The organism is Arthrobacter sp. TMN-49 (assembly GCF_054511095.1).
The window spans coordinates 93,842-113,082 of sequence record NZ_JBTNDH010000001.1 but is presented as its reverse complement, the minus strand read 5'-3'; the positions used below and the strand labels follow the sequence as shown (position 1 = coordinate 113,082).

Below are 19,241 nucleotides of genomic sequence, written 5' to 3'. Positions count from 1 at the left end.
TGTTTTGCTGTTCGACACAACGGGGGCACGGGAGCAATCTGGTCACTAATTTCAGTTAGTATTCATTAACGCAAACATTGCTTGGCCGAGTTCGTGGCTGGCAGCCCTCAATGAGGAGGATCCATGGAAATTTCACACAACGGCACCGTTGCACTGATCACCGGCGGTGCGTCGGGCCTGGGCGAGGCGACGGCGAGGCGCCTGCATGCGGCGGGGGCCGGCGTCGTACTCCTTGACTTGCCCAGCTCGAAAGGCGCAGAACTGGCGGCCGAGCTGGCGGAGCGGGCCGTGTTTGCCCCGGCCGACGTCACCAACGAGGCGCAAGTTCAGGCTGCGGTGGAGGCTGCCGCGGGGCTCGGGACGCTGCGCATAGTTGTCAACTGCGCCGGCATTGCCACGCCCGGCAAGGTGCTGGGGCGCGACGGCGTGTTGCCGCTGGAGCAGTTCAGCCGGGTCATCCAGATCAACCTGATAGGCACTTTCAACGTGGTGCGGCTGGCTGCCGCGGCCATGGCTGCAGCTGAGCCGCTGGCCGGAGAGTTCGGCCCCGAGCGCGGTGTCATTGTGAACACGGCGTCGGTGGCGGCCTTCGACGGGCAGATCGGCCAGCCCGCGTATGCCGCGTCCAAGGGTGCGGTGGCCGCCATGACCCTGCCGTTGGCCCGCGAGTTGGCGCGATCGCTCATTCGTGTAGTCACCATTGCGCCGGGCATTTTCGAGACCGCCATGCTGGCAGGGCTGCCCCAAGCCGCACAGGATTCGCTGGGCGAGCAGGTGCCGCACCCCTCACGACTGGGCAAGCCTGCCGAGTACGCGGCACTGGTGGAGCACATTGCCGCCAACGCCATGCTCAACGGCGAAACCATCCGCCTCGACGGCGCCATCCGGATGGCACCAAAATGACGTTTTCTCCGGGAGAGCTGCCCGGCGCCGACTTTTACAACTTTGCGGCCTCACTGAGCGCCGACGAGCAAGCCAAGATGGCGCAGTTGCGTGAATTTTTGGCCGCGGAGGTGACCCCGCACGCCGTCGGCTGGTGGAACGACGCCGAATTCCCGGCACAGATCCTGCCCAAGATTGCGGCCTTGGAGCTGGCCGCCCCTGACCGGCGCCAGTTCAGCCACTTGTTCACGGGCTTGGTGGTGGCCGAAATGACGCGGGCCGACACGTCTCTGGCCACGTTCTTCCTGGTCCACCACGACCTCTTTGTCCAGGCCCTCATCGACTTTGGTACGCCCGAGCAGAGGGAGCGGATGCTCCCGGACGCCATCTCCCTGCGCAGCACCGGCGCCTTTGCCCTGACGGAGCCCGACCATGGCAGCGACGTGGCGGGCGGGATGGTCACCACTGCCCGGCGGGTCATGGACGACGCCGGAACCCACTGGGTGGTCAACGGCGCCAAACGCTGGATTGGCAATGGGACGTTTTGTGACCGCATGCTCCTCTGGGCCAAGGACGCCGATTCCGGGCAGGTGCGCGGCTTCTTCCTGGACGCCACACTGCCCGGGGTGACGCGGACCAAGATCGAAAACAAGATTGCGTTGCGGACTGTGCAGAACGCGCACATCACCTTGGTGGATGTGCGCGTTCCGGAACATGACAGGCTCGCGTCAGTGAATTCCTTTGAAGACATCAACAAGTTGTTGCTGAGCTCGCGCATTTCCGTCGCGTGGCAGGCTGTGGGGCAACAGCTGGCAGCCTTTGACGTGGCACGTGCCTACGCCGTGGAACGCAAACAATTCGGGAAACCGCTGGCGGCTTTTCAAATGATCCAGGACCAGCTGGTCAAAATGCTGGGCAACGCCACCTCCTCACTCGCCATGATGGTGCGCATTGCAGCCCTGCAGGATGAGCACCATGCTGCCGGAACGGCGACGGCGCCCACCATGGCCCAGGTGGCGTTGGCGAAAGCCCACACCACTGCCGCCATGCGCGAGAGCGTGGCGATGGGCCGGTCCATTCTCGGCGGCAACGGTATTGTCAGCGACTTTGGCATGGCAAAGATCTTTGCCGACGCCGAAGCCATCTACACCTATGAGGGATCGCACCAGATCAACACCCTCATTGCCGGCCGGGCCATCACAGGCGTCTCAGCCATCGTCTAGCCCCCCGCTTTTACAGCTGACCCGCAGAAAACGCCGAAAAAAGCGTCAAAAACGCATATTTTCGGCGTTTTCTGCGGGTCAGTTCAATGCGGGGAGGGTCAGTTGCGCAGCTTGCGCTCGCCGCCCTCGATGGCAACCGGCACGCTGTTGTTCTTTGCGGGGGCCGGGCAGGTGCCAAAGTCGGTGAAGGCGCTGGGGTAGTTGATGGTGCGGTTGAAATCCACCACCACTGAATTGTCGGGGCGCGGCTTGGTCAGTTCCAGCTTGCGCCAATGAGTGCCGGTGGCGTCAGTGCCGTCGGCAAAGGTGACGATGAGCGAGCCCAGCGGGCCCTGTTCAGCGGCCAAACGGTAGCTCGTGCCGGCTAGCTCAAAAACAACGTCGCCCACCAAGGCGACCCGCCCTGGCACGTGCGGATGTGCTGTCTTGATGACCTCGGAACGGGGCTCCGCATAGGGTTCAAAGCTGCCATTCACCACCAGCGCGGGGTCGTAGCCATAGACGGGCACGGCCGTGAATTCAGTCAGCGTGGTTGACTGCGAATCACGGGTGCGGATCATGAAGCGGTTGGCTCGCATCCCCAGCTCAACAACAATGGAACCTGTTTTCACCCACAGGATGGACTCTTCGTCGGTAAGTCGTGCAGAAATGGTGCCCACCACTGCCTCCCCGCTTTCCACCCGCGTCAGGTGATCGTCGGCGGTGGCGGTCAGAAACGCCGTCGTACCATCAGAACTCCACAGCCCGGGTACGCCGGTCAGGGGTGCCGGGACGGCCGGCAACCATTGGAACGACGTGAGAGTTAGCCAGCCGTGCGGGGCGGCCAGCGCAGTATTGCGGCCCTGGCGGAAACGCTCCCACCGCTGGGTGAGGCGGTCGAGTTCATTAGTCTGCGTGCTCATGTGGCTCCTGCCGAACGGTGCTGTTGTTCTTTCCTTAGACACAACCGTGGGAGGCGTTTTGCTATTCCTCCAGCCGCCAGTGGCGCAGCGTGCTTGGGTCTGCGCCGCCCGGGGATGAAAGAATGGTGCCATGGTTACGAACTCACCCAACACTGCGCTGAACAAGGACATGACCCGTTTTGAGCTGGGCACGGCGGTCCCGCTGGATGCCGAGCGCACCCGGCTGACCCTGCTGCGGCACTATCCTGTGGCCCCGGACGTGCTGTGGGCCATGCTCACCGATCCGGACAAGACCCAGCTGTGGTGGGCCAAGGTGCGCGGGAAGGCTGCAACGGGCTCCTCCTTTGACTTGAAGTGGCTCAACGTCAAGGACGAAGGGCACGGGATCGAGACGGATTGGTGGAACGGGCGCGTCATCGATGCGGCGGCGCCGTCGTTGTTCGAACTCCACAACGCCATGCACGGGACCATCCGCATGGAGCTCACCGCGACGGAGGCCGGAACGGCGCTGGTGTTTACCAACGTGGTGTCCCTCCCGGCCGAGGTGGTGCTGATGTCGTTGGCCGGGTGGCATGTTCATCTGGATCATTTGCAGGAAGCGCTGGAGGGCAAAAGCGTTGATTGGCAGCACTGGTGGGATGACTTCTTCCCGTGCTGGGAGCAGATTCACGCCCTCTACGCAGCCACGTCGAACTGACATTATTTGAGACGGATTGGCTCTGGCGCACCAACCCCCAGTAGGATCCAAGCGGCCCTGTCTTGGGCCTCACCGTATTCAACGCCGCATACGAGCACCCCAGATTCATAGACCGTAAGGACGCTGACTCATGAGCTCAGACTTGCAAGCAAATCTTCAAGGCACGGCACAGGACCCGGATCAGGACACCGATTTGCGCCGCGACGTGCGCCGCGTCAGCACCTTGCTGGGCGAATCGCTGGTCCGCCAGCACGGCCCAGAGCTGCTTGCCATGGTGGAGCAGGTCCGGCTGTTGACCAAGGAATCCAAGGAAGCAGCCCGCGGCGAAAGCGGCACAGGCCCCTGGAGCGCTAACGACGTCGCCGTGCAGGTCCGCGAGGTTCTCGCCTCCCTGCCACTGGAGCAGGCGACCGACCTGGTCCGTGCCTTTGCGTTCTACTTCCACCTGGCCAACGCCGCCGAGCAGGTGCACCGGGTGCGGAGCCTGCGCAGCCGCGCGGACAAGGACGGCTGGTTGGCCAAGGCCGTCACCGAGATCGCCGAAAAAGCTGGTGCCGAGGCGCTCCAACAGGTTGTCAACGACCTTGACGTACGCCCCATTTTTACGGCCCACCCCACAGAAGCGTCCAGGCGTTCGGTGCTGGATAAGATCCGCAAGCTCTCCGACATTCTGGCCACGCCCTCCGCCGAAGGCAGCAGCACCCGCGCCCGTCAGGACCGCAAACTGGCTGAAATCATCGACCAGATGTGGCAGACGGATGAACTGCGCAAGGTCCGCCCCACCCCCATGGATGAGGCCCGCAATGCCATCTACTACCTGCGCAACATCCTCACCGACGCCATGCCGGAGGTCCTGACCGAACTGAGCGACCTGCTCGGCGAGCACGGCGTCTCCCTGCCTGCGGACGCGGCCCCGCTGCGTTTCGGCTCCTGGATTGGTGGCGACCGTGACGGCAACCCCAACGTCACCCCCGAGGTGACACGCGATGTGTTGATCCTACAGAACCAAAACGCCGTGAAGATCTCCCTGGTCCTTATTGATGAACTGCTCAGCGTCCTCTCCAACTCCAGCGCCTTGTACGGTGCCGACACGGAGCTGACCGAATCCATCGCCGCGGATCTGGCAAACCTGCCCCACATTGATCCGCGCGTCCTTGAACTCAACGCCGACGAGCCCTACCGCCTCAAGCTCACGTGCATCAAGGCCAAACTGATCAACACCCAAAAGCGCGTGGCCAATGACTCCTACCATGAGGTTGGTCGCGACTACAGCGCCACCTCGGAGCTCATCGCAGATTTGGGGCTCCTGGAAGTTTCGCTGCGCAACAACTCCGCCGCGTTGGTGGCCGACGGCGCCCTCGCCTCGGTGCGCCGGGCCATCGCCTCCTTCGGCCTGCACCTGGCCACCTTGGATATTCGTGAGCACGCCGACTACCACCATGACGCCGTCGGACAGTTGATGGACCGTGTTGGCGAACTGGGCAGGCCCTACGCCGAGCTGGACCGGGCCGGGCGGTTGGCCGTACTGGGCGCCGAACTGGCCAGCCACAGGCCGCTATCGGGCCACCCCATCAAGCTGGACGGCATTGCCGACGGCACCTACGACGTCTTCCGTGTGGTGCGCCGTGCCCTGCGCACCTATGGCCCCGACGTCATCGAAACGTACATCATCTCCATGACCCGCGGCGCCGACGACGTTCTGGCGGCCGCCGTGCTGGCCCGCGAGGCTGGTTTGGTGCAGCTGAGCGGCGATAACCGCTACGCCAAGATCGGCTTTGCCCCGCTGCTGGAAACGGTTGACGAGCTGCGTGCCTCGGCGGAAATTGTTGACCAGCTGCTCTCCGACCCGTCCTACCGCGAACTGGTCCGCCTGCGCGGCGACCAGCAGGAAATCATGCTCGGCTACTCGGACTCCAACAAGGAATCCGGCGTCATGACCTCGCAGTGGGAAATTCACAAGACCCAGCGAAAGCTGCGCGATGTGGCGCTCAAGCACGGCGTGAACGTGCGCATGTTCCACGGCCGCGGCGGCTCGGTTGGCCGTGGTGGCGGACCCACCTACGACGCCATCCTGGCCCAGCCCAACGGCGTGCTTGAGGGTTCCATCAAGTTCACCGAGCAGGGTGAAGTCATCTCCGACAAGTACTCCCTGCCGGAACTGGCACGGGAAAACCTTGAACTCTCGCTCGCTGCCGTGATGCAGGGTTCGGCCCTGCACCAGGCGCCGCGCCACTCAGACGACGACCTGAGCCGTTTCGGCGAGATCATGGAAGTTGTCTCCGACGCGGCCTTTGGCACGTACCGGACCTTGATTGACCACGAAGACCTGCCGGCCTACTTCCTGGCCTCCACCCCGGTGGAGCAGCTGGGCTCGTTGAATATTGGCTCGCGCCCGTCCAAGCGCCCCGATTCAGGCTCCGGCCTGGGCGGATTGCGGGCCATCCCGTGGGTGTTTGGCTGGACCCAGTCACGCCAGATCGTGCCGGGCTGGTTCGGTGTCGGCTCGGGTTTAAGGGCCGCCCGCGAGGCCGGCCGTGGTGCTGAGTTGCAGGAAATGCTGGCGCACTGGCACTTCTTCTCCTCCACCATCTCCAACGTGGAAATGACCCTGGCCAAGACGGACATGGACATTGCCGCCCACTACGTGGCCACGCTGGTTCCGGAACCGCTGCACCACCTCTTCGCAGCCATCCGGGCCGAGTACGATCTCACAGTTGCCGAACTTCAGCTCCTGACCGGTGAAAGGGAGTTGTTGGACAACCAGCCGCTGCTCAAGCGCTCCCTGACAGTCCGCGATCAATACCTGGACCCCATTTCCTACCTGCAGGTGGAATTGCTGCGCCGCGTCCGCGAAGCCGACATCACCAAGTCCGACGTCGATGAGCGCCTGCAACGGGCCATGCTGATCACCATCAACGGCGTGGCTGCGGGCCTGCGCAACACGGGCTAGGCTTCGCCCGCTCCCACTTTTCGGGAAAAGACGGCGCTCGCGCAAAAGGACACCGCTCCACCGGCGTCCCTTTGCGCAAGCGCCGTCTTTTTTGCGTGGTGCCCGATTCCCCTAGGCTGGAGCAATGCCTTCCTTCCGTGCCACCATCCAAATCACCGGCCTGCGACCTGGACACGCCCCCGAGGAAGTCATGGATGTGGCGGTCGCGGCCGTTGCTGCCGCCCATGTGGTCGAAGCCAAGCAGCTGGACATTGTGGCCGGCATCCCGAGGATCACCGTTCGTTTCATGGTGGCGGCCAGCGAGTACGACGCCGAGAACCAGTTTGCGCGCAACGCTGCGGTTTCCATGGCGCACGGGATCAATACTGTGGCCACCACGGGTGCGTTGCGCACCGCCCGCCGCTCGGCCGGCAAATGGCTGCCGGTCTAGCCCACAATCACCCTTCCCATCGAACTGACCCGCAGAAAACGCCGAAAATACGCGATTTTGCGGCGATTTTCGGCGTTTTCTGCGGGTCAGTTTAGGGTGTGACGCGGATCACTTTCTTTTCACCGTGACGATTCCTTCGCTCAGCACGCCTTATCTATGTAGGCGCCATTCGGTACCGAGTTTGAAGCAATTAATACGCGAAGAGTTTCTGGAGTGATTATTTTGACTATTCAGCCTCAGCCAAAGACCACAACTACAACGAAAAATGCGGCACGGCCATCATCGGCCACCCATGGCACCACCACAGTGGCGGACGGTGTGGTCGCTAAGGTCGCTGGCATTGCAGCCCACGACATTCCGGGTGTTTTTGCCCTCGGCGGTGGCGCAGCCCGTGCCTTGGGATCTCTGCGTGAGGCGGTGGGCCAGAAAGACCTGACCCAGGGCGTGAACGTGGAAGTGGGCCAGACCCAGGTGGCAGTTGATGTCACCATTGTGGTGGAATACCCGCACCCGCTGCAGAAGGTGGCCGATGCTGTCCGCGACGCCATCTACACGGCTGTCGAGGAGGTCGTGGGCATGGAAGTGACAGAGGTCAACGTGTCCATCACCGACATCCACATCGCCTCCGAGGATGCCGATGAGAAGCCAGCCCCCACCAGGCGGACCGACCATGACGAGGTGGCACCGCGCGAATCCCGTGTCTCATGACCCCGGCCCAGACCGGAGCGGCAGTAGCCGCCGTACTAGCCATTAGCGCACTGGTATTCGGTTTTTGGGCGATGCTCATGGTGGCGGTATTCATGGCCATCGGGGCGGTTGTGGGCTCGGTAGTGGCCGGAAAATGGGGGCGCAGAGTGGATTTGCGCGGCGCATTTGACGCACTTCGCGGAAAGCGCACCTCCTCATGAACGCCGGCGCGCTGGCCTCTGCCCACAGTGAGAGTCAGCAGATCCGCCCCAGTACGCGTGCCGGCTACACCACCATTTCCACCGGCACCATGGCGCAACTGGTCACAGCAGTGGCCGCAGAGGCCTTCACCGTCCCCAGGGACCAGGTGCGGGCCAGCCTCCGCGACGATCAGGGACAACTCAGCGTCTCGCTCGTCGTGGGGTTGACGCTTCAGCTCCCGCCAACCTCCGGCGGCACCGTGTTTGAGCGCGCTGCTGCCGCCAGGGAGAAGGTTGCGAGGCGCATTCACGAGCTTGCCGGAACCACCGTGCGACGGGTGGACGTCCGCTACACGGACCTTCACGGCGATGACCACAAAAAAGTAGGGAGAGTCCAGTGAGCAAGGCACACGCAAACATGCCACGAGTAGTGCGTCGGCTGGGCCTGCGCGAAACCCGCTCCAGCAGGGCTGCGCTTTCCATTGCCAGTGCCGTGGTGCTTCTGGCAGCGGTGGTGTGGCTTCTCCTGGAGTTGGTTCTCTCGGCAACGGGAAACGCGGCGTTGTTGATGTCTCCGGCAGATCTTGCCCGGCGCACAGCCTCACTGGCCACCGACACCCTGCCCGAAGCTCTCAGTGCAGGCGGGGTGGTGCTGGCGGTGCTGGGGGTTGTGCTGGTGGCGGCGGCAGTCCTGCCGGGGACGAAGGCGCGGCATGTCATGGGAATCCCCACGGCAGCTGGCAATCCGCGCTCAGCGGTGGTGGTTGACAGTGACGTCTTGGCAGAAGCCGTGTCACGGACAGCCCGCACTGTGGCCCGGATAGCGCCGGAACAAGTCACCAGCAGTGTGGGGCGCCATCGCATCGACGTGGTGCTCCGCCCGGGCTCCGGCAAAACGGTGGATACCGAAAGCGTCAGGGAAGCCGTGGAACGTGAGGTGACCAGCTATGGCCTGCGCCGTCCGCTGGCAGTCAACGTTTCCACGAGCCTGCACGGGGTGGTGGGCGCATGAACGGCACCCGCCACGGACTGAACCGCACGCTTCTGGGCCTGCTGGGACTGCTGCTCATCGGAGCCGGAGCCCTTGGCATACTTGCCGGTACCAGCAGGGGATTCGCCCTAGCCTGGACCGACGCCGGCACGGATGCCTGGGCCCGGATCCAGGAACAACTCGGTGCCGCCCGGATTTCCGGAGCCGAGCTGAGTTGGTGGACAGTTGCGTTGCTGGCACTGCTCCTGCTTGCGGCCGTGTTGCTGGTGTCCTGGATCGCCTCACAAGGCACTGGCCGCACGAATCAACTGGCACAGCTTGAAAACGAGTTGGGGGACACAACCGTGGACACGGTTGTGGTGAGCCAAGCCGTGAGGGTTGCCCTGGCGGACCACGTGCAAGTCCTTGCAACATCTGTGCAGTCGTGGAAAACCAAGGGCGGCTCCGGAATCCCGGGTACCGGGCTGAAGGTGAGCATCCAAGCCCGCAAAGGTGCCTCACCAGCGGAACTAGCCGACGACGTCGAACATCTCATCGACGGGATCGACACACTGCTGGGTATTCAAGTACCGGTGCTGGTTCGCATCAAGGCTGGCACCCGCAGCAAATTTGCCCGCCCTGAACGCGTGGCATGAAACAACACTCTATGCAGCAATCGACAAGGAGCGCATCATGGGACTGAACGAGAAGATCGGCAACAGCGCAGAAAAGGGTCTTGGCTCGGCCAAGGAAAAGGCCGGCAAGGTGCTGGGAAACCCGGATCTGGAACAGGAGGGGCGCCTCGATCAGGCATCGGCGGAAAGCAAGCAGGCCGGCGAAAACATCAAGGATGCGGCCCAAAAACTCAAAGACGGCTTCACTAACTAACTAACAACACAAGGAGAACACCATGGGTTTCTTTAGTTTCATCATTCTGGGCCTCATTGTTGGGGTCATCGTCAAGGCCGTCATGCCGGGCAAGGTGGGCGGCGGTTGGGTCACCAGCATCATTTTAGGTGTTGTGGGCGCTATTGTTGGCGGTTTCTTGGGGTCGCTCATTTTCCGTACCGATCTTGGAGAGTTCTTCGACATCCGGACCTGGCTGCTGTCCATCGGCGGCGGTTTGCTTGTCGCAGCAGGCTACGGCGCCATCAAGGGCCGCAACTAAACATCACCTGCTACTGGCCGGCAGAAGCTTCGGCTCTGCTGGCCAGTGCTGCGTATAAGCTCACAGACAAGCCCCGTGGTCAACACGGTGGAACAGGGAATGGGCAGGGACATCAAGAGAGGGCTCACGCCGGTGAAACGATTGCAAGATCTAAGCGGCAAGCTCGCCGACGCCCCTGACGCGGTACTAGCCGAACGGGCTGGGGATGGCGATGTTGACGCATTTGAGGCCCTGGCCCGGCGGCACGGACCGCTGATGCGGGCGTATGCGCGCCGGCTTGCGCGGACCTACGAGGAAGCCGACGACGTCGTGCAGGATGCGCTGATCACGGCCTGGAAGGACATTGGTTCCTTGCACGATGGGACAGCCGTCAAGGCGTGGCTCATGCGGATAGTGGGACATCGGGCGGTGGATGCGGGCCGGCGTCGGCGGTCACACGGCAATGTTGACGAGCAGCCGGAGGTGATTGACAAGGCGCCCACACCCGACCAGGCAGCAGTGGCAGGCTCCGCCCGGCAGGCATTGAACAATGCATTGGCCCGGCTGCCTGAGGAACAACGACGATGTTGGGTGTTGAAGGAATTTGGCGGGAAGACGTATGAGGAGATCGCCGAGGCACTGAACATCAGTACCGCCAGCGTTCGCGGCCGGCTGGCTAGGGCACGGACCACGCTTGTGAAGGAAATGGAGGAATGGCGATGAACTACACGCAAGACTGCGGCAGGCACATCGAGGACCTCAGTGATTACCTAGACACTGGCGATTCCCCGGATGCGGACCACATTGACTACTGCCCGCAATGCCAGGCGCGGCTGGCTGGGCTGCGCAGCCTCAAGGCGGCCGCCCGGGAATTGCTGGCCGGCGAGGTGGCCGCAGCAGGTGCCGAGGATGCCGGCTGGTTGGATGGCGTCCTGGCAAACTTGAAACTGGAGACCAGGGCCGGACGGTCGATTCCCTTGAAAGGGGGAGAGCTGGAGGACTTGAGCGAGTCGGAGGGTGCGGTCATTGCCATGGTTCGCGCCGTGGGAGATTCGTTGGGAGGGGTGCTCATTGGGCGCTGCCGCCTTGACGGTGATGTCGGCGTTCACGGCGCACCGGTGGACGTGAACATCAACGTCTCCGCCCGCTATGGTTACCAGCTGCCCTCCTTGGCCCAGGAACTACGGGCGGCCGTCTTGGCCCAACTTTTGTTGCAAACCGAACTGAACGTTGCAGCCGTCAACGTCGCATTCACCGACATGCGCCCGCCGCGCAGCGATGGGTCTGAGGCTACCGAGGAGGGTCGGCCATGAGCCTTGAGGGGGACATTCACCGCCTGGTGCTGGGCCTGGACGGGATCGCCACCGTCTATTCCGTGGACCCGCTGTGGATGACAGTGGTCAAGGAGCTGGGGTCGTTGCTGGCGTCCGGCGCCGGCCCTGCGCAGGTGCCGTTTGTGGTGTGCACCGAGGAATACGAGGCCGACGACGCCGCGGGGGACGGGCGCGCACCTCGTCCGGTCATGAACGTCAAAGTGCGGATCGGCACCGACGGTTCAGTGCCGGCGCCCGCCTTGGCCCGCTCGGTGGCGGCTCTGATCCGTGCGCACGTGGCGCAGCGGCGACCCGAGATGGACGTCAGGGCAGTGGTGCAGATTGCCGCGATAGCAGCCTGACCTCGCCGGCGTTGGCCGAACCGTATTAGTTGTGCTCGGGGAAAGCTGCAAGCTCCAGCTTCGAGGCGTACGTCATGGGTTCGTGGGTCAGCGGGTCGATGAAGGAAATGCTGTGAGCCAGCAACTGCAACGGGTTGGTGTAGTCATCCGGCGCCTTTTCATGCAGGACAGGGTAGAACGAGTCGTTCAGGATCCCTATACCTTGGGACGCCATATGGACGCGAAGCTGGTGTGTTTTGCCGGTGTGCGGGGCCAGGTCGTACAGGCCCAGCGTCTGTCCGGTTGTTTCATCGACACGCGTGTCCATGAGTTCAATCCGGGTTTCGGCGTTGGGTTCACCGGGAATCTCTTGGGCCAGAAGATATGTGCGCGATTTGATCATGCGGCTTTGCACCACCAGGGGCAGTTCCAGATCCTCGCGCACGGGCGCCACCGCACGGTATGTCTTTTGGATGCGCCGTTTCTCAAACAACGTTTGGTACATGCCACGGGTGTCCGGGTTGGCCGCAAACAGCAGCACTCCCGCCGTCATCCTGTCCAGCCGATGCATGGGCACCAGATCGGGCAAGTCAAGCAGCACGCGCAACCTGACAAGTGCCGACTCCTGCACGTACATGCCACCGGGGGTGGTGGGCAGAAAATGCGGTTTGTCCACCACAACAACGTTCTCATCCTGGTGCAGCACGGACAGTTCCACTGGCAGACGCTCCTCCACAGGGACTTCGCGGTAGTACCAAATGAACATGTGTTGGTTCAGCGGTGTTGCCGGTGTGACAATGTCCCCGCCCAGCGCCATGACTTCCCCGCGCTCAAATCTGTCCACAATGCCGGCCGGATCCACATGGCCGAACTTCTCCAGCACAAATTCCATGGCTGTTGTCCAGGGGCCTTCATCGGGCACGCGCACGCGGGTGGCATTGACGCCATTGCGCACGGGAAGCGGAGATTTCATCACCCTTCAAGGGTACCGACGCTTCCTGGCTGCCCTAACCACGGGCCTGGTGCCCATAGTGCGTGGCGGGCACGGCGTGGCATGATGTTGCCATGAGCGATCTGCACGTCAGGCGATTGGTCCGCGGCGACGAGGCTGTGGCCGCCACCATGTTTGCGATGATGGCTGCTGTCTTTGAAGGAGACAGTGAGCCGCTCTCCGAGAAATACCTTCAGGGGCTTCTTGGTGGTGATTCGTTTTGGGCCATCGCGGCGTTCGACGGGGCGGATGTGGTGGGCGGCCTGACCGCTCACACGCTGCCGATGACGCGCTCCCCGTCGTCGGAGGTGTTCATTTACGATCTTGCCGTGCGCGAAGACCACCAGAGGCAAGGCGTCGCAACTCAGCTGGTGTCTGAATTGCGCACAGCCGCCGCGCAGCGGGGCATCCACGAGGTGTTCGTCCCGGCCGACAATGAGGATCGGGGCGCACTGGACTTCTACCGGGCCCAGGGAGCAGCAGCTTCGCCGGTCACGTTCTTCACCTTCACCCGCTAGCGAACCGTTCGGCCGGCCTGCCTGCGCCGGCGTGGAGCGTTACCGAGTTCCTCAATCACCGCTGCCAGGTGGCACCTGGCAGCGCGGACAAAAGTAGATATCCCGCCCCGCCCGGGTGGGGTGCGCCGGATCAGCCAAGGTGGCGTGCTGAATCAGCGAGCCGCACCGTTTGCAGGGTTTTCCGGCCAGCCCGTACACCCACTGTGCGGCGTCGCCCCGCGCCGGACCGCCGGTGGTGGACCGGGTGGCCCTGTCCTTGTTTGCCTCCAGCAGCCGTTTGGCCAGCGCCACCATCCGGGGCAAATCGGGCACGTGGGCGACGGCCACGGTCGGGTGCACACCGCCCAGGAAACACAGCTCATTGCGGTAGATATTGCCAATGCCGGCAAGGTTTCGTTGGTCCAACAGGGCCAAGCCAATGGGTCGGTCCGGGGCTGCCCGAAGGCGGCGCAGGGCTTCGACGGCGTCCCAGTCAGCTCCCAGCAGGTCAGGCCCAAGATGCCCGACGGCGTTCCCCACTAACGCTGTTGGCAACACGTCCAGCGTGCCCAGCGAAAAGCCCACAGCCGTTGCCAGCTGTGTTTGCAGCACCACCCTGGCCGTGAAAGCGGGTCGCCGCCAGCGCGGGGCAGGGCCGTTGGGGGTACGAGGGTAGATATCCCAGCGGCCCTCCATGGACAGGTGCGAATGGATGACGTGCCCGCCCACAACCATGAGCAGGTGCTTTCCGCGGGACTCGACCGCTGAGACCACCTCCCCGCCCAAATTCAGTGTGGCGTATGCGGGCACCCTGAAATCACTTGAGGTCAGTGTTTGCCCCTCAAGCCCAGCGCGCAGATCCCGCGCCTGGCGCCAGACGGTGTCGCCCTCAGGCACGGATCCGCACCCCGAGCGGGGAACTATAGGCCCCTGCGCCCAGCAACGCCGCCGCCAACGGCGTGTGCAGAATCGGGGTCCCGTTCACTTTTTCGATGGCCATTTTGTCGATGGCGCCACGTTTGACCACCTGCACCAGGGCGGCGCCGGCCAAGGTAACGGCAGCGTCGTCCTCGCTAAAGCAGAGCAGTGTGCGCCCGCCGCGCTCCACATACAGCACCAGGGCGCCGTCGACCATCACCACCAGCGCCCCAGCCTTGCGCCCGGGCCGGTGCCCGGAGTCCAGTGGCGGCCAACTCAGCGCGGCACCATAGGGATTGGCGGGGTCCGTGGCGGCCAGCGCCAGAGCCTGCGGTGCGCGGTGTGCCAAGTCGGCGTCGTGGCTGAAGGTCCGCAGCCTGTCCACCGTGGCGGAGACGGCAAATTGGGCGGCACCAAGATGTTCGATGAAGTAGCCGCGGCGGCACTTGCCGCGTTCCTCGAGCCTGGCCAGCACCTTGTACATGAGCCCGAACCCGCCGGGGATGCCCTGATTCATGACCGAACCGCGCGTCACCACCCCGTACCTGTCAAGGAAAAGCTCGGCGAGGGCATGGCTACGCACGGTGGTTTGGGTGCTGGGCGCGGCGGTGGGATCGGCCACAGCATCCGCCGTCGGCAGCAAGCTCCAGCGGCCCGCGCCCAACGGCGGAACTCCGCGTTGCGCGCCGGCTGCCCGCCCCGGCAGCCGGCCATACCGTCCCGCGCGGGCAGGGCGCAGCCGCGACGGGGCCGCCTTCTGCTTGTGCGCCGCATGCCCGCCAGCCAGCAGCGCACGAATAGGGGAGAACGTGTCATTGCTGATCAGCCCGGCCCACAACAAATCCCACAGGGCTGTAGTCAACTCATCGTCCGACGCCACCAGATCGGGGCCGTGGGCTGCCGACTCGCGCAGCTGGTGGAAGAAGTACGCGCCACCGGTGCTCAAGACGGCCAACACCCCTTGGTGGAGTTCGGTGGGGGTGAAGTCAGCGCTCGGGGGCAAGGTGAGCGAGGCCGATTCGGCCACATGCAGGCTCAGCCAGCCGTCGTTGGAACCCAAGGAACCGGCCCCAGCCAGGAGAACTTCGCCCGTTGCGGTCAGCTCATCCAGCATTGCCGGACGGTAGTCGGCCACCCGCGCGGCCAGCACCAACTGCTCCCACGCCGACGCCGGAATGGGCACCCCCGCCAGCTGGTCAACAACCGTCAGCACACCGTCCAGACCGCGCAATGCGGGCGCTGTGGACGCGGCCGTGACATGCTGCCAGGCGGGCAGGAAACGCCCAAAAGTGCCGGCGTCGACGGGTTCAACCTCGGCCCGCAGAGCCGCCAGCGACCGGCTCCGTAGCTGTCGCAGCACCTGGACATCGCACCACTCGGGCACGCCGGCTTCGGCCCTGAGCGGCAAGAACTCGCCCTCGGTGACTCGCCTGTCAGCCGCCAGCCGAGTCAGCCCGGACTGCACGACGGCGACACCCAGTCCCAGCCTTTTCGCCGCTTCCGCCGCGGTAAACGGGCCGTGGGTGCGTGCGTAGCGGCCCAGCAGGTCACCGAGCGGATCGGCCACGGCTTCGATGAATGCCAGTGGTACGCCCATGGGTAGTGGGATGCCTAGGGCGTCGCGTAGCCGGGCAGCATCCTCGATGGCGGCGAACCGTTCCTCGCCCACCATCTTCACGCGCAGGGCGCGGTTTGCTGTGACAAGTGCCGCAAGGTGCGCGGCTGCCTCGGCACCATGCGCAGCCGAGGCGGCGCCGTCCATTTCCACCGCAGGGGTTCCGGTGGTCTCGGTTCCCGAGCCCGCGGTGGGGACAAGCCGCGCGGCAACCTCTGCCACGGTGAGCGGACCCAACAGGCGCAGCAGATCTGCCACACCCTCGCGCCCGCGGGCACGGCGGTCGCTGTCTTTGCCACTGCTGTCTGTGCCGCTGCCGGCCAGGCGCTGCAACTGCGCTTCGGTGGTGGCGATGACTGTGGGGTCCAGCAGTTCGCGCAGCTCGGCCCGGCCCAACAGCTCATCGAGCAGTGCCGGGTCCAGGGACAAGGCCGCCGCGCGGCGTTCGGCCAGCGGGGAGTCGCCCTCGTACAGGAAACTGGCCACATAGCCAAAGAGCAGCGAGCGGGCAAAGGGGGAGGGTTCGTTGGTGGTGGTTTCCACCAGGCGCAGCTCGCGACGCTCAATCGAGGTGGCAATTGCCTTGAGCGCCGGGAGGTCGTACACGTCCTGCAGGCATTCACGGACTGTTTCGAGCACAATCGGGAATTGCGGGTACTTCCGTGCCACCTCCAGCAGCTGGGCTGAACGCTGGCGCTGCTGCCACAGCGGGGATCGCTTGCCGGGATTCTGCCGGGGCAGCAGTAAGGCGCGGGCGGCGCATTCGCGGAATCGGCTGGCAAAAAGGGCGGAGCCGCCCACCTCCGCGGTGACTATCCCGTCCAGGTCCTCGGGGTCAAAGATGAACAATTCCGCGCCCGGCGGCTCGTCGTCCATGAGGGGCACGCGCAGCACAATGCCGTCGTCGGAGGCCATGGCTGAGCCGTCCAAACCGTAGCGTTCGTGCAACCGGGCCGCCACGGCGAGCGCCCACGGGGCGTGGACAGGCATGCCGAAGGGGCTGTGCAGGACCACGCGCCAGTCGCCGAGCTCGTCGTGGAAGCGTTCCACCATGAGTGTTTTGTCATCGGGGACCTGGGTGGTGGCGGCCTTTTGCTCATCCAGGTAGCCGAGCAGATTGTTGGCCGCCCACTCATCCAGGCCCGTGGCCGTGCACCGGGCCAGGGCCTTCTTGCGGGGGGCCGCACTGACGTCGCGGATAAACGCGCCCAACGCCTTGCCCAGCTCCACCGGACGGCCCAAAGAATCGCCCTTCCAAAACGGCAACTTGCCCGGCTGGCCAAAAGCGGGGGAGACCAGCACCCTGTCAAAGGTGATGTCTTCGATCCGCCAGCTCGTGGCGCCCAAGGCAAACACGTCACCGACGCGGGATTCGTACACCATCTCCTCGTCAAGCTCGCCCACGCGGCGCCCGCCCACGCGGCGCCCGCCCTTGTTGGTGGCCCCGGCGGCACCTGGTTCTTCGGAACCAACGATGAAGACGCCAAACAGGCCCCGGTCGGGGATGGTCCCGCCGGAGGTGACGGCCAGTCGTTGGGCACCTGGCCGGCCGGTGATGGTGCCGGCCGTCCTGTCCCACACGATGCGCGGGCGCAGCTCGGCAAACTCGTCCGAGGGGTACCGCCCGGCCAGCAAATCCAAGGTGGCGTCGAAGGCCGACCGGGGCAGGGCCAAAAACGGTGCACTGCGGCGGACGGTGTCAAACCACTCATCCACGTCCAGGGGTTCCAGCGCGGTGGCCGCCACGGTTTGTTGGGCCAGAATATCCAGCGGGTTGGCGGGGATGGAAAGCGGCTCAATCGCCCCGGCCAGCATCCGCTCCACGGTGACCGCCGAATGCAGCAAGTCGGCCCGATGCTTGGGGAACAAAATCCCGTCGGAAATCTCGCCCACCTGGTGCCCGGCGCGCCCCACACGCTGCAAACCGCTGGCCACCGACGGCGGGGACTCCACCTGGATGACCAAATCCACGGCACCCATGTCGATGCCCAGCTCCAGGCTGGATGTGGCCACCACAGCGCGCAACCGCCCTGATTTCAGATCGTCCTCAATCAGCGCCCGCTGCTCCTTGGACACCGAGCCGTGGTGCGCCTTCGCCAGCACCTGGGGCGCACCGGCCACGGAACCGGCCTGCGCCATCATCTCCGCCGGCAGCCTGGTGGCCGCCACCCGCTCCCCAGCCTCGGACCGCCACTGTGCCGCCGAAAGCTCAGCGACGTCGTCGGGCGCGGCGGTGGATGGTTCGACGTCGGCCCCGGGCTCGAGAACCAGCGCCGCAAGTTCCAGCCGTTCGGTGTAAATCTCGTTCAGCCGGCCCGTGAGCCGCTCAGCCAGGCGGCGCGAATTGGCGAAGATAATGGTGGACTTCTTGGCCAGCACGGCGTCCACAATTTTTTCCTCCACATGCGGCCAGATGGAGGCGTTGGGCGCCAGCCCGGAGGCCGGGCCAATATCGTGGGCGCCGGCCAGAGCGGGCAGTTCCGTCATGTCGGCGACAGGGACGGTGACGGCCAGGTTCCAGTTCTTGGTGCTGGGCGGGGCTACGATGGTCACCGGCGCGTGGCCGCCCAGGAAACGGGCAACGGTGGAATGCGGTTCCACCGTGGCGGAGAGACCAATGCGCTGGGCGGGGGTGTCCAACAGTGCGTCGAGGCGTTCCAAGGAAACAGCTAAATGCGCACCACGCTTGGTGCCGGCCACGGCGTGAACCTCGTCGATGATGATGGTGTGCACGTCGGTGAGCGTTTCGCGCGCCTTGGACGTCAGCATCAAATACAGTGATTCCGGCGTGGTGATCAGGATGTCCGGTGGGTGGGTGAGCAGGCGGCGTCGTTCATTGGTGGGGGTGTCACCGGAGCGAACCCCCACCGTGACATGCGGCGCGTCCACGCCCAACCTTGCGGCGGTTTGGGTGATTCCTATCAGCGGCGCGCGCAGGTTCCGTTCCACGTCGACACCCAGGGCCTTCAGCGGAGAGATGTACAGCACGCTGCTGCCCTTGGTGGCCGGAGATTTTGCCGCGGAGGCCGGAGGCGGGGTGGCGGGCGTTGCGCCTTCCCTGGCGATGAGTCCGTCAAGGGACCACAGGAAGGCGGCCAGAGTTTTACCTGAGCCGGTGGGTGCCACCACCAGGGAGTGCGCGCCGCTGGCAATGGCGTCCCATGCCCCGCACTGGGCTGGTGTGGGGGAGCCGAACGCGCCAAGGAACCATTCGCGCGTGGGTGCTGCGAACTGGTTCATGAGATCTGCTGGCTGAGTTGCGTGCACGGCTCCATCATGCCGCATGTGGCTGACATTGTGGCACTACGCCCGGGTGCTGCACACGCTTTCGGGACTGGAGTGGCGGGCCGGAGGCGCGGCGCTGTGCGTGAGTGTCGGTGGCTAGCGGTAACCTATCCGTAGGGGTGGCAATGGTTGCCGTTGCCGGTCCGTTGTTTTTCGCGTGCCCGGCGATTCTCCTGACACATCGGATTGCTGG

General features: G+C 64.5%; 20 protein-coding genes. 16 read left to right on the top strand and 4 right to left on the bottom strand.

Going from position 1 to position 19,241, the window contains the following annotated elements; genetic code table 11:
* Window positions 1-123: 123 nt before the first annotated feature.
* Together ACX80E_RS00505 and ACX80E_RS00500 are read left to right on the top strand one after the other, a co-directional pair.
* Window positions 124-903 (top strand): SDR family NAD(P)-dependent oxidoreductase, encoded by a 780-nt coding sequence (locus tag ACX80E_RS00505; protein ID WP_459299464.1) that lies wholly within the window; start codon window positions 124-126, stop codon window positions 901-903.
* Window positions 900-2,105, top strand: a complete 1,206-nt coding sequence (locus ACX80E_RS00500; RefSeq protein WP_459299462.1) for an acyl-CoA dehydrogenase family protein — start codon at window positions 900-902, stop codon at window positions 2,103-2,105. The genes ACX80E_RS00505 and ACX80E_RS00500 overlap by 4 nt, the downstream gene beginning before the upstream one ends.
* Before the next feature lie 98 nt (window positions 2,106-2,203).
* Here the strand turns inward: ACX80E_RS00500 and ACX80E_RS00495 are convergent, their stop codons facing one another.
* On the bottom strand, window positions 2,204-3,007 hold the full coding sequence (locus ACX80E_RS00495) for a DUF1684 domain-containing protein (RefSeq protein ID WP_459299460.1): 804 nt from the start codon (window positions 3,005-3,007) through the stop codon (window positions 2,204-2,206).
* Window positions 3,008-3,137: 130 nt separating this feature from the next.
* Between ACX80E_RS00495 and ACX80E_RS00490 the strand changes: the two genes are divergently transcribed.
* The 13 genes from ACX80E_RS00490 (at window position 3,138) to ACX80E_RS00430 (ending at window position 11,763) form a co-directional block, all read left to right on the top strand.
* Window positions 3,138-3,704 carry an SRPBCC domain-containing protein gene (locus tag ACX80E_RS00490; RefSeq protein ID WP_459299458.1) on the top strand — a complete coding sequence of 189 codons (567 nt, stop codon included), beginning with the start codon at window positions 3,138-3,140 and terminating at the stop codon, window positions 3,702-3,704.
* 130 nt (window positions 3,705-3,834) lie between these two features.
* The gene (ppc, locus tag ACX80E_RS00485) at window positions 3,835-6,654 is read left to right on the top strand and encodes a phosphoenolpyruvate carboxylase (RefSeq protein ID WP_459299456.1); all 2,820 of its coding nucleotides are present in this window, start codon (window positions 3,835-3,837) and stop codon (window positions 6,652-6,654) included.
* A 124-nt stretch (window positions 6,655-6,778) separates the two neighbouring features.
* Window positions 6,779-7,084, top strand: coding sequence for a hypothetical protein (locus ACX80E_RS00480; RefSeq protein ID WP_459299454.1), 306 nt, complete (start codon window positions 6,779-6,781; stop codon window positions 7,082-7,084).
* A 222-nt stretch (window positions 7,085-7,306) separates the two neighbouring features.
* Window positions 7,307-7,792, top strand: a complete 486-nt coding sequence (locus ACX80E_RS00475; protein ID WP_459299712.1) for an Asp23/Gls24 family envelope stress response protein — start codon at window positions 7,307-7,309, stop codon at window positions 7,790-7,792.
* On the top strand, window positions 7,789-7,992 hold the full coding sequence (locus tag ACX80E_RS00470) for a DUF2273 domain-containing protein (RefSeq protein WP_459299452.1): 204 nt from the start codon (window positions 7,789-7,791) through the stop codon (window positions 7,990-7,992). The genes ACX80E_RS00475 and ACX80E_RS00470 overlap by 4 nt, the downstream gene beginning before the upstream one ends.
* Window positions 7,989-8,372 carry a hypothetical protein gene (locus tag ACX80E_RS00465; protein WP_459299450.1) on the top strand — a complete coding sequence of 128 codons (384 nt, stop codon included), beginning with the start codon at window positions 7,989-7,991 and terminating at the stop codon, window positions 8,370-8,372. Before ACX80E_RS00470 ends, ACX80E_RS00465 begins: the two co-directional genes overlap by 4 nt.
* Window positions 8,369-8,983 carry a DUF6286 domain-containing protein gene (locus ACX80E_RS00460; protein ID WP_459299448.1) on the top strand — a complete coding sequence of 205 codons (615 nt, stop codon included), beginning with the start codon at window positions 8,369-8,371 and terminating at the stop codon, window positions 8,981-8,983. The genes ACX80E_RS00465 and ACX80E_RS00460 overlap by 4 nt, the downstream gene beginning before the upstream one ends.
* Entirely contained in the window at window positions 8,980-9,597 is a 618-nt protein-coding gene (locus ACX80E_RS00455) for a hypothetical protein (protein WP_459299446.1), read from the top strand. The genes ACX80E_RS00460 and ACX80E_RS00455 overlap by 4 nt, the downstream gene beginning before the upstream one ends.
* 37 nt (window positions 9,598-9,634) lie before the next feature.
* Window positions 9,635-9,829, top strand: a complete 195-nt coding sequence (locus ACX80E_RS00450; protein ID WP_459299444.1) for a CsbD family protein — start codon at window positions 9,635-9,637, stop codon at window positions 9,827-9,829.
* Window positions 9,830-9,851: 22 nt separating this feature from the next.
* Entirely contained in the window at window positions 9,852-10,109 is a 258-nt protein-coding gene (locus ACX80E_RS00445) for a GlsB/YeaQ/YmgE family stress response membrane protein (protein WP_459299442.1), read from the top strand.
* 132 nt (window positions 10,110-10,241) lie between these two features.
* The gene (locus ACX80E_RS00440) at window positions 10,242-10,811 is read left to right on the top strand and encodes an RNA polymerase sigma factor (RefSeq protein ID WP_459299440.1); all 570 of its coding nucleotides are present in this window, start codon (window positions 10,242-10,244) and stop codon (window positions 10,809-10,811) included.
* Window positions 10,808-11,401 carry an Asp23/Gls24 family envelope stress response protein gene (locus tag ACX80E_RS00435; protein ID WP_459299438.1) on the top strand — a complete coding sequence of 198 codons (594 nt, stop codon included), beginning with the start codon at window positions 10,808-10,810 and terminating at the stop codon, window positions 11,399-11,401. The genes ACX80E_RS00440 and ACX80E_RS00435 overlap by 4 nt, the downstream gene beginning before the upstream one ends.
* Entirely contained in the window at window positions 11,398-11,763 is a 366-nt protein-coding gene (locus ACX80E_RS00430; RefSeq protein ID WP_459299436.1) for a hypothetical protein, read from the top strand. Before ACX80E_RS00435 ends, ACX80E_RS00430 begins: the two co-directional genes overlap by 4 nt.
* A 25-nt stretch (window positions 11,764-11,788) precedes the next feature.
* Here ACX80E_RS00430 and ACX80E_RS00425 read toward each other — a convergent pair whose 3' ends face one another.
* Window positions 11,789-12,715 carry a pseudouridine synthase gene (locus ACX80E_RS00425; RefSeq protein WP_459299434.1) on the bottom strand — a complete coding sequence of 309 codons (927 nt, stop codon included), beginning with the start codon at window positions 12,713-12,715 and terminating at the stop codon, window positions 11,789-11,791.
* A gap of 92 nt (window positions 12,716-12,807) precedes the next feature.
* Between ACX80E_RS00425 and ACX80E_RS00420 the strand changes: the two genes are divergently transcribed.
* Window positions 12,808-13,251, top strand: a complete 444-nt coding sequence (locus tag ACX80E_RS00420; protein WP_459299432.1) for a GNAT family N-acetyltransferase — start codon at window positions 12,808-12,810, stop codon at window positions 13,249-13,251.
* Between the two features lie 51 nt (window positions 13,252-13,302).
* On the opposite strand, the gene ACX80E_RS00415 is transcribed toward ACX80E_RS00420, so the two are convergent.
* Both ACX80E_RS00415 and ACX80E_RS00410 read right to left on the bottom strand, forming a co-directional pair.
* Entirely contained in the window at window positions 13,303-14,127 is an 825-nt protein-coding gene (locus ACX80E_RS00415; protein WP_459299430.1) for a DNA-formamidopyrimidine glycosylase family protein, read from the bottom strand.
* Window positions 14,120-19,048, bottom strand: a complete 4,929-nt coding sequence (locus ACX80E_RS00410) for an ATP-dependent helicase (RefSeq protein WP_459299428.1) — start codon at window positions 19,046-19,048, stop codon at window positions 14,120-14,122. Before ACX80E_RS00410 ends, ACX80E_RS00415 begins: the two co-directional genes overlap by 8 nt.
* Window positions 19,049-19,241: the final 193 nt, after the last annotated feature.

Excerpts from the sequence above, each read along its gene's own strand:
- ACX80E_RS00505 (WP_459299464.1), top strand. The coding sequence starts at position 124 with ATGGAAATTTCACACAACGGCACCGTTGCACTGATCACCGGCGGTGCG.
- ACX80E_RS00500 (WP_459299462.1), top strand. The coding sequence starts at position 900 with ATGACGTTTTCTCCGGGAGAGCTGCCCGGCGCCGACTTTTACAACTTT.
- ACX80E_RS00495 (WP_459299460.1), bottom strand. The coding sequence starts at position 3,007 with ATGAGCACGCAGACTAATGAACTCGACCGCCTCACCCAGCGGTGGGAG.
- ACX80E_RS00490 (WP_459299458.1), top strand. The coding sequence starts at position 3,138 with ATGGTTACGAACTCACCCAACACTGCGCTGAACAAGGACATGACCCGT.
- ppc (WP_459299456.1), top strand. The coding sequence starts at position 3,835 with ATGAGCTCAGACTTGCAAGCAAATCTTCAAGGCACGGCACAGGACCCG.
- ACX80E_RS00480 (WP_459299454.1), top strand. The coding sequence starts at position 6,779 with ATGCCTTCCTTCCGTGCCACCATCCAAATCACCGGCCTGCGACCTGGA.
- ACX80E_RS00470 (WP_459299452.1), top strand. The coding sequence starts at position 7,789 with ATGACCCCGGCCCAGACCGGAGCGGCAGTAGCCGCCGTACTAGCCATT.
- ACX80E_RS00465 (WP_459299450.1), top strand. The coding sequence starts at position 7,989 with ATGAACGCCGGCGCGCTGGCCTCTGCCCACAGTGAGAGTCAGCAGATC.
- ACX80E_RS00455 (WP_459299446.1), top strand. The coding sequence starts at position 8,980 with ATGAACGGCACCCGCCACGGACTGAACCGCACGCTTCTGGGCCTGCTG.
- ACX80E_RS00450 (WP_459299444.1), top strand. The coding sequence starts at position 9,635 with ATGGGACTGAACGAGAAGATCGGCAACAGCGCAGAAAAGGGTCTTGGC.
- ACX80E_RS00445 (WP_459299442.1), top strand. The coding sequence starts at position 9,852 with ATGGGTTTCTTTAGTTTCATCATTCTGGGCCTCATTGTTGGGGTCATC.
- ACX80E_RS00435 (WP_459299438.1), top strand. The coding sequence starts at position 10,808 with ATGAACTACACGCAAGACTGCGGCAGGCACATCGAGGACCTCAGTGAT.
- ACX80E_RS00430 (WP_459299436.1), top strand. The coding sequence starts at position 11,398 with ATGAGCCTTGAGGGGGACATTCACCGCCTGGTGCTGGGCCTGGACGGG.
- ACX80E_RS00425 (WP_459299434.1), bottom strand. The coding sequence starts at position 12,715 with ATGAAATCTCCGCTTCCCGTGCGCAATGGCGTCAATGCCACCCGCGTG.
- ACX80E_RS00420 (WP_459299432.1), top strand. The coding sequence starts at position 12,808 with ATGAGCGATCTGCACGTCAGGCGATTGGTCCGCGGCGACGAGGCTGTG.
- ACX80E_RS00410 (WP_459299428.1), bottom strand. The coding sequence starts at position 19,048 with ATGCGGCATGATGGAGCCGTGCACGCAACTCAGCCAGCAGATCTCATG.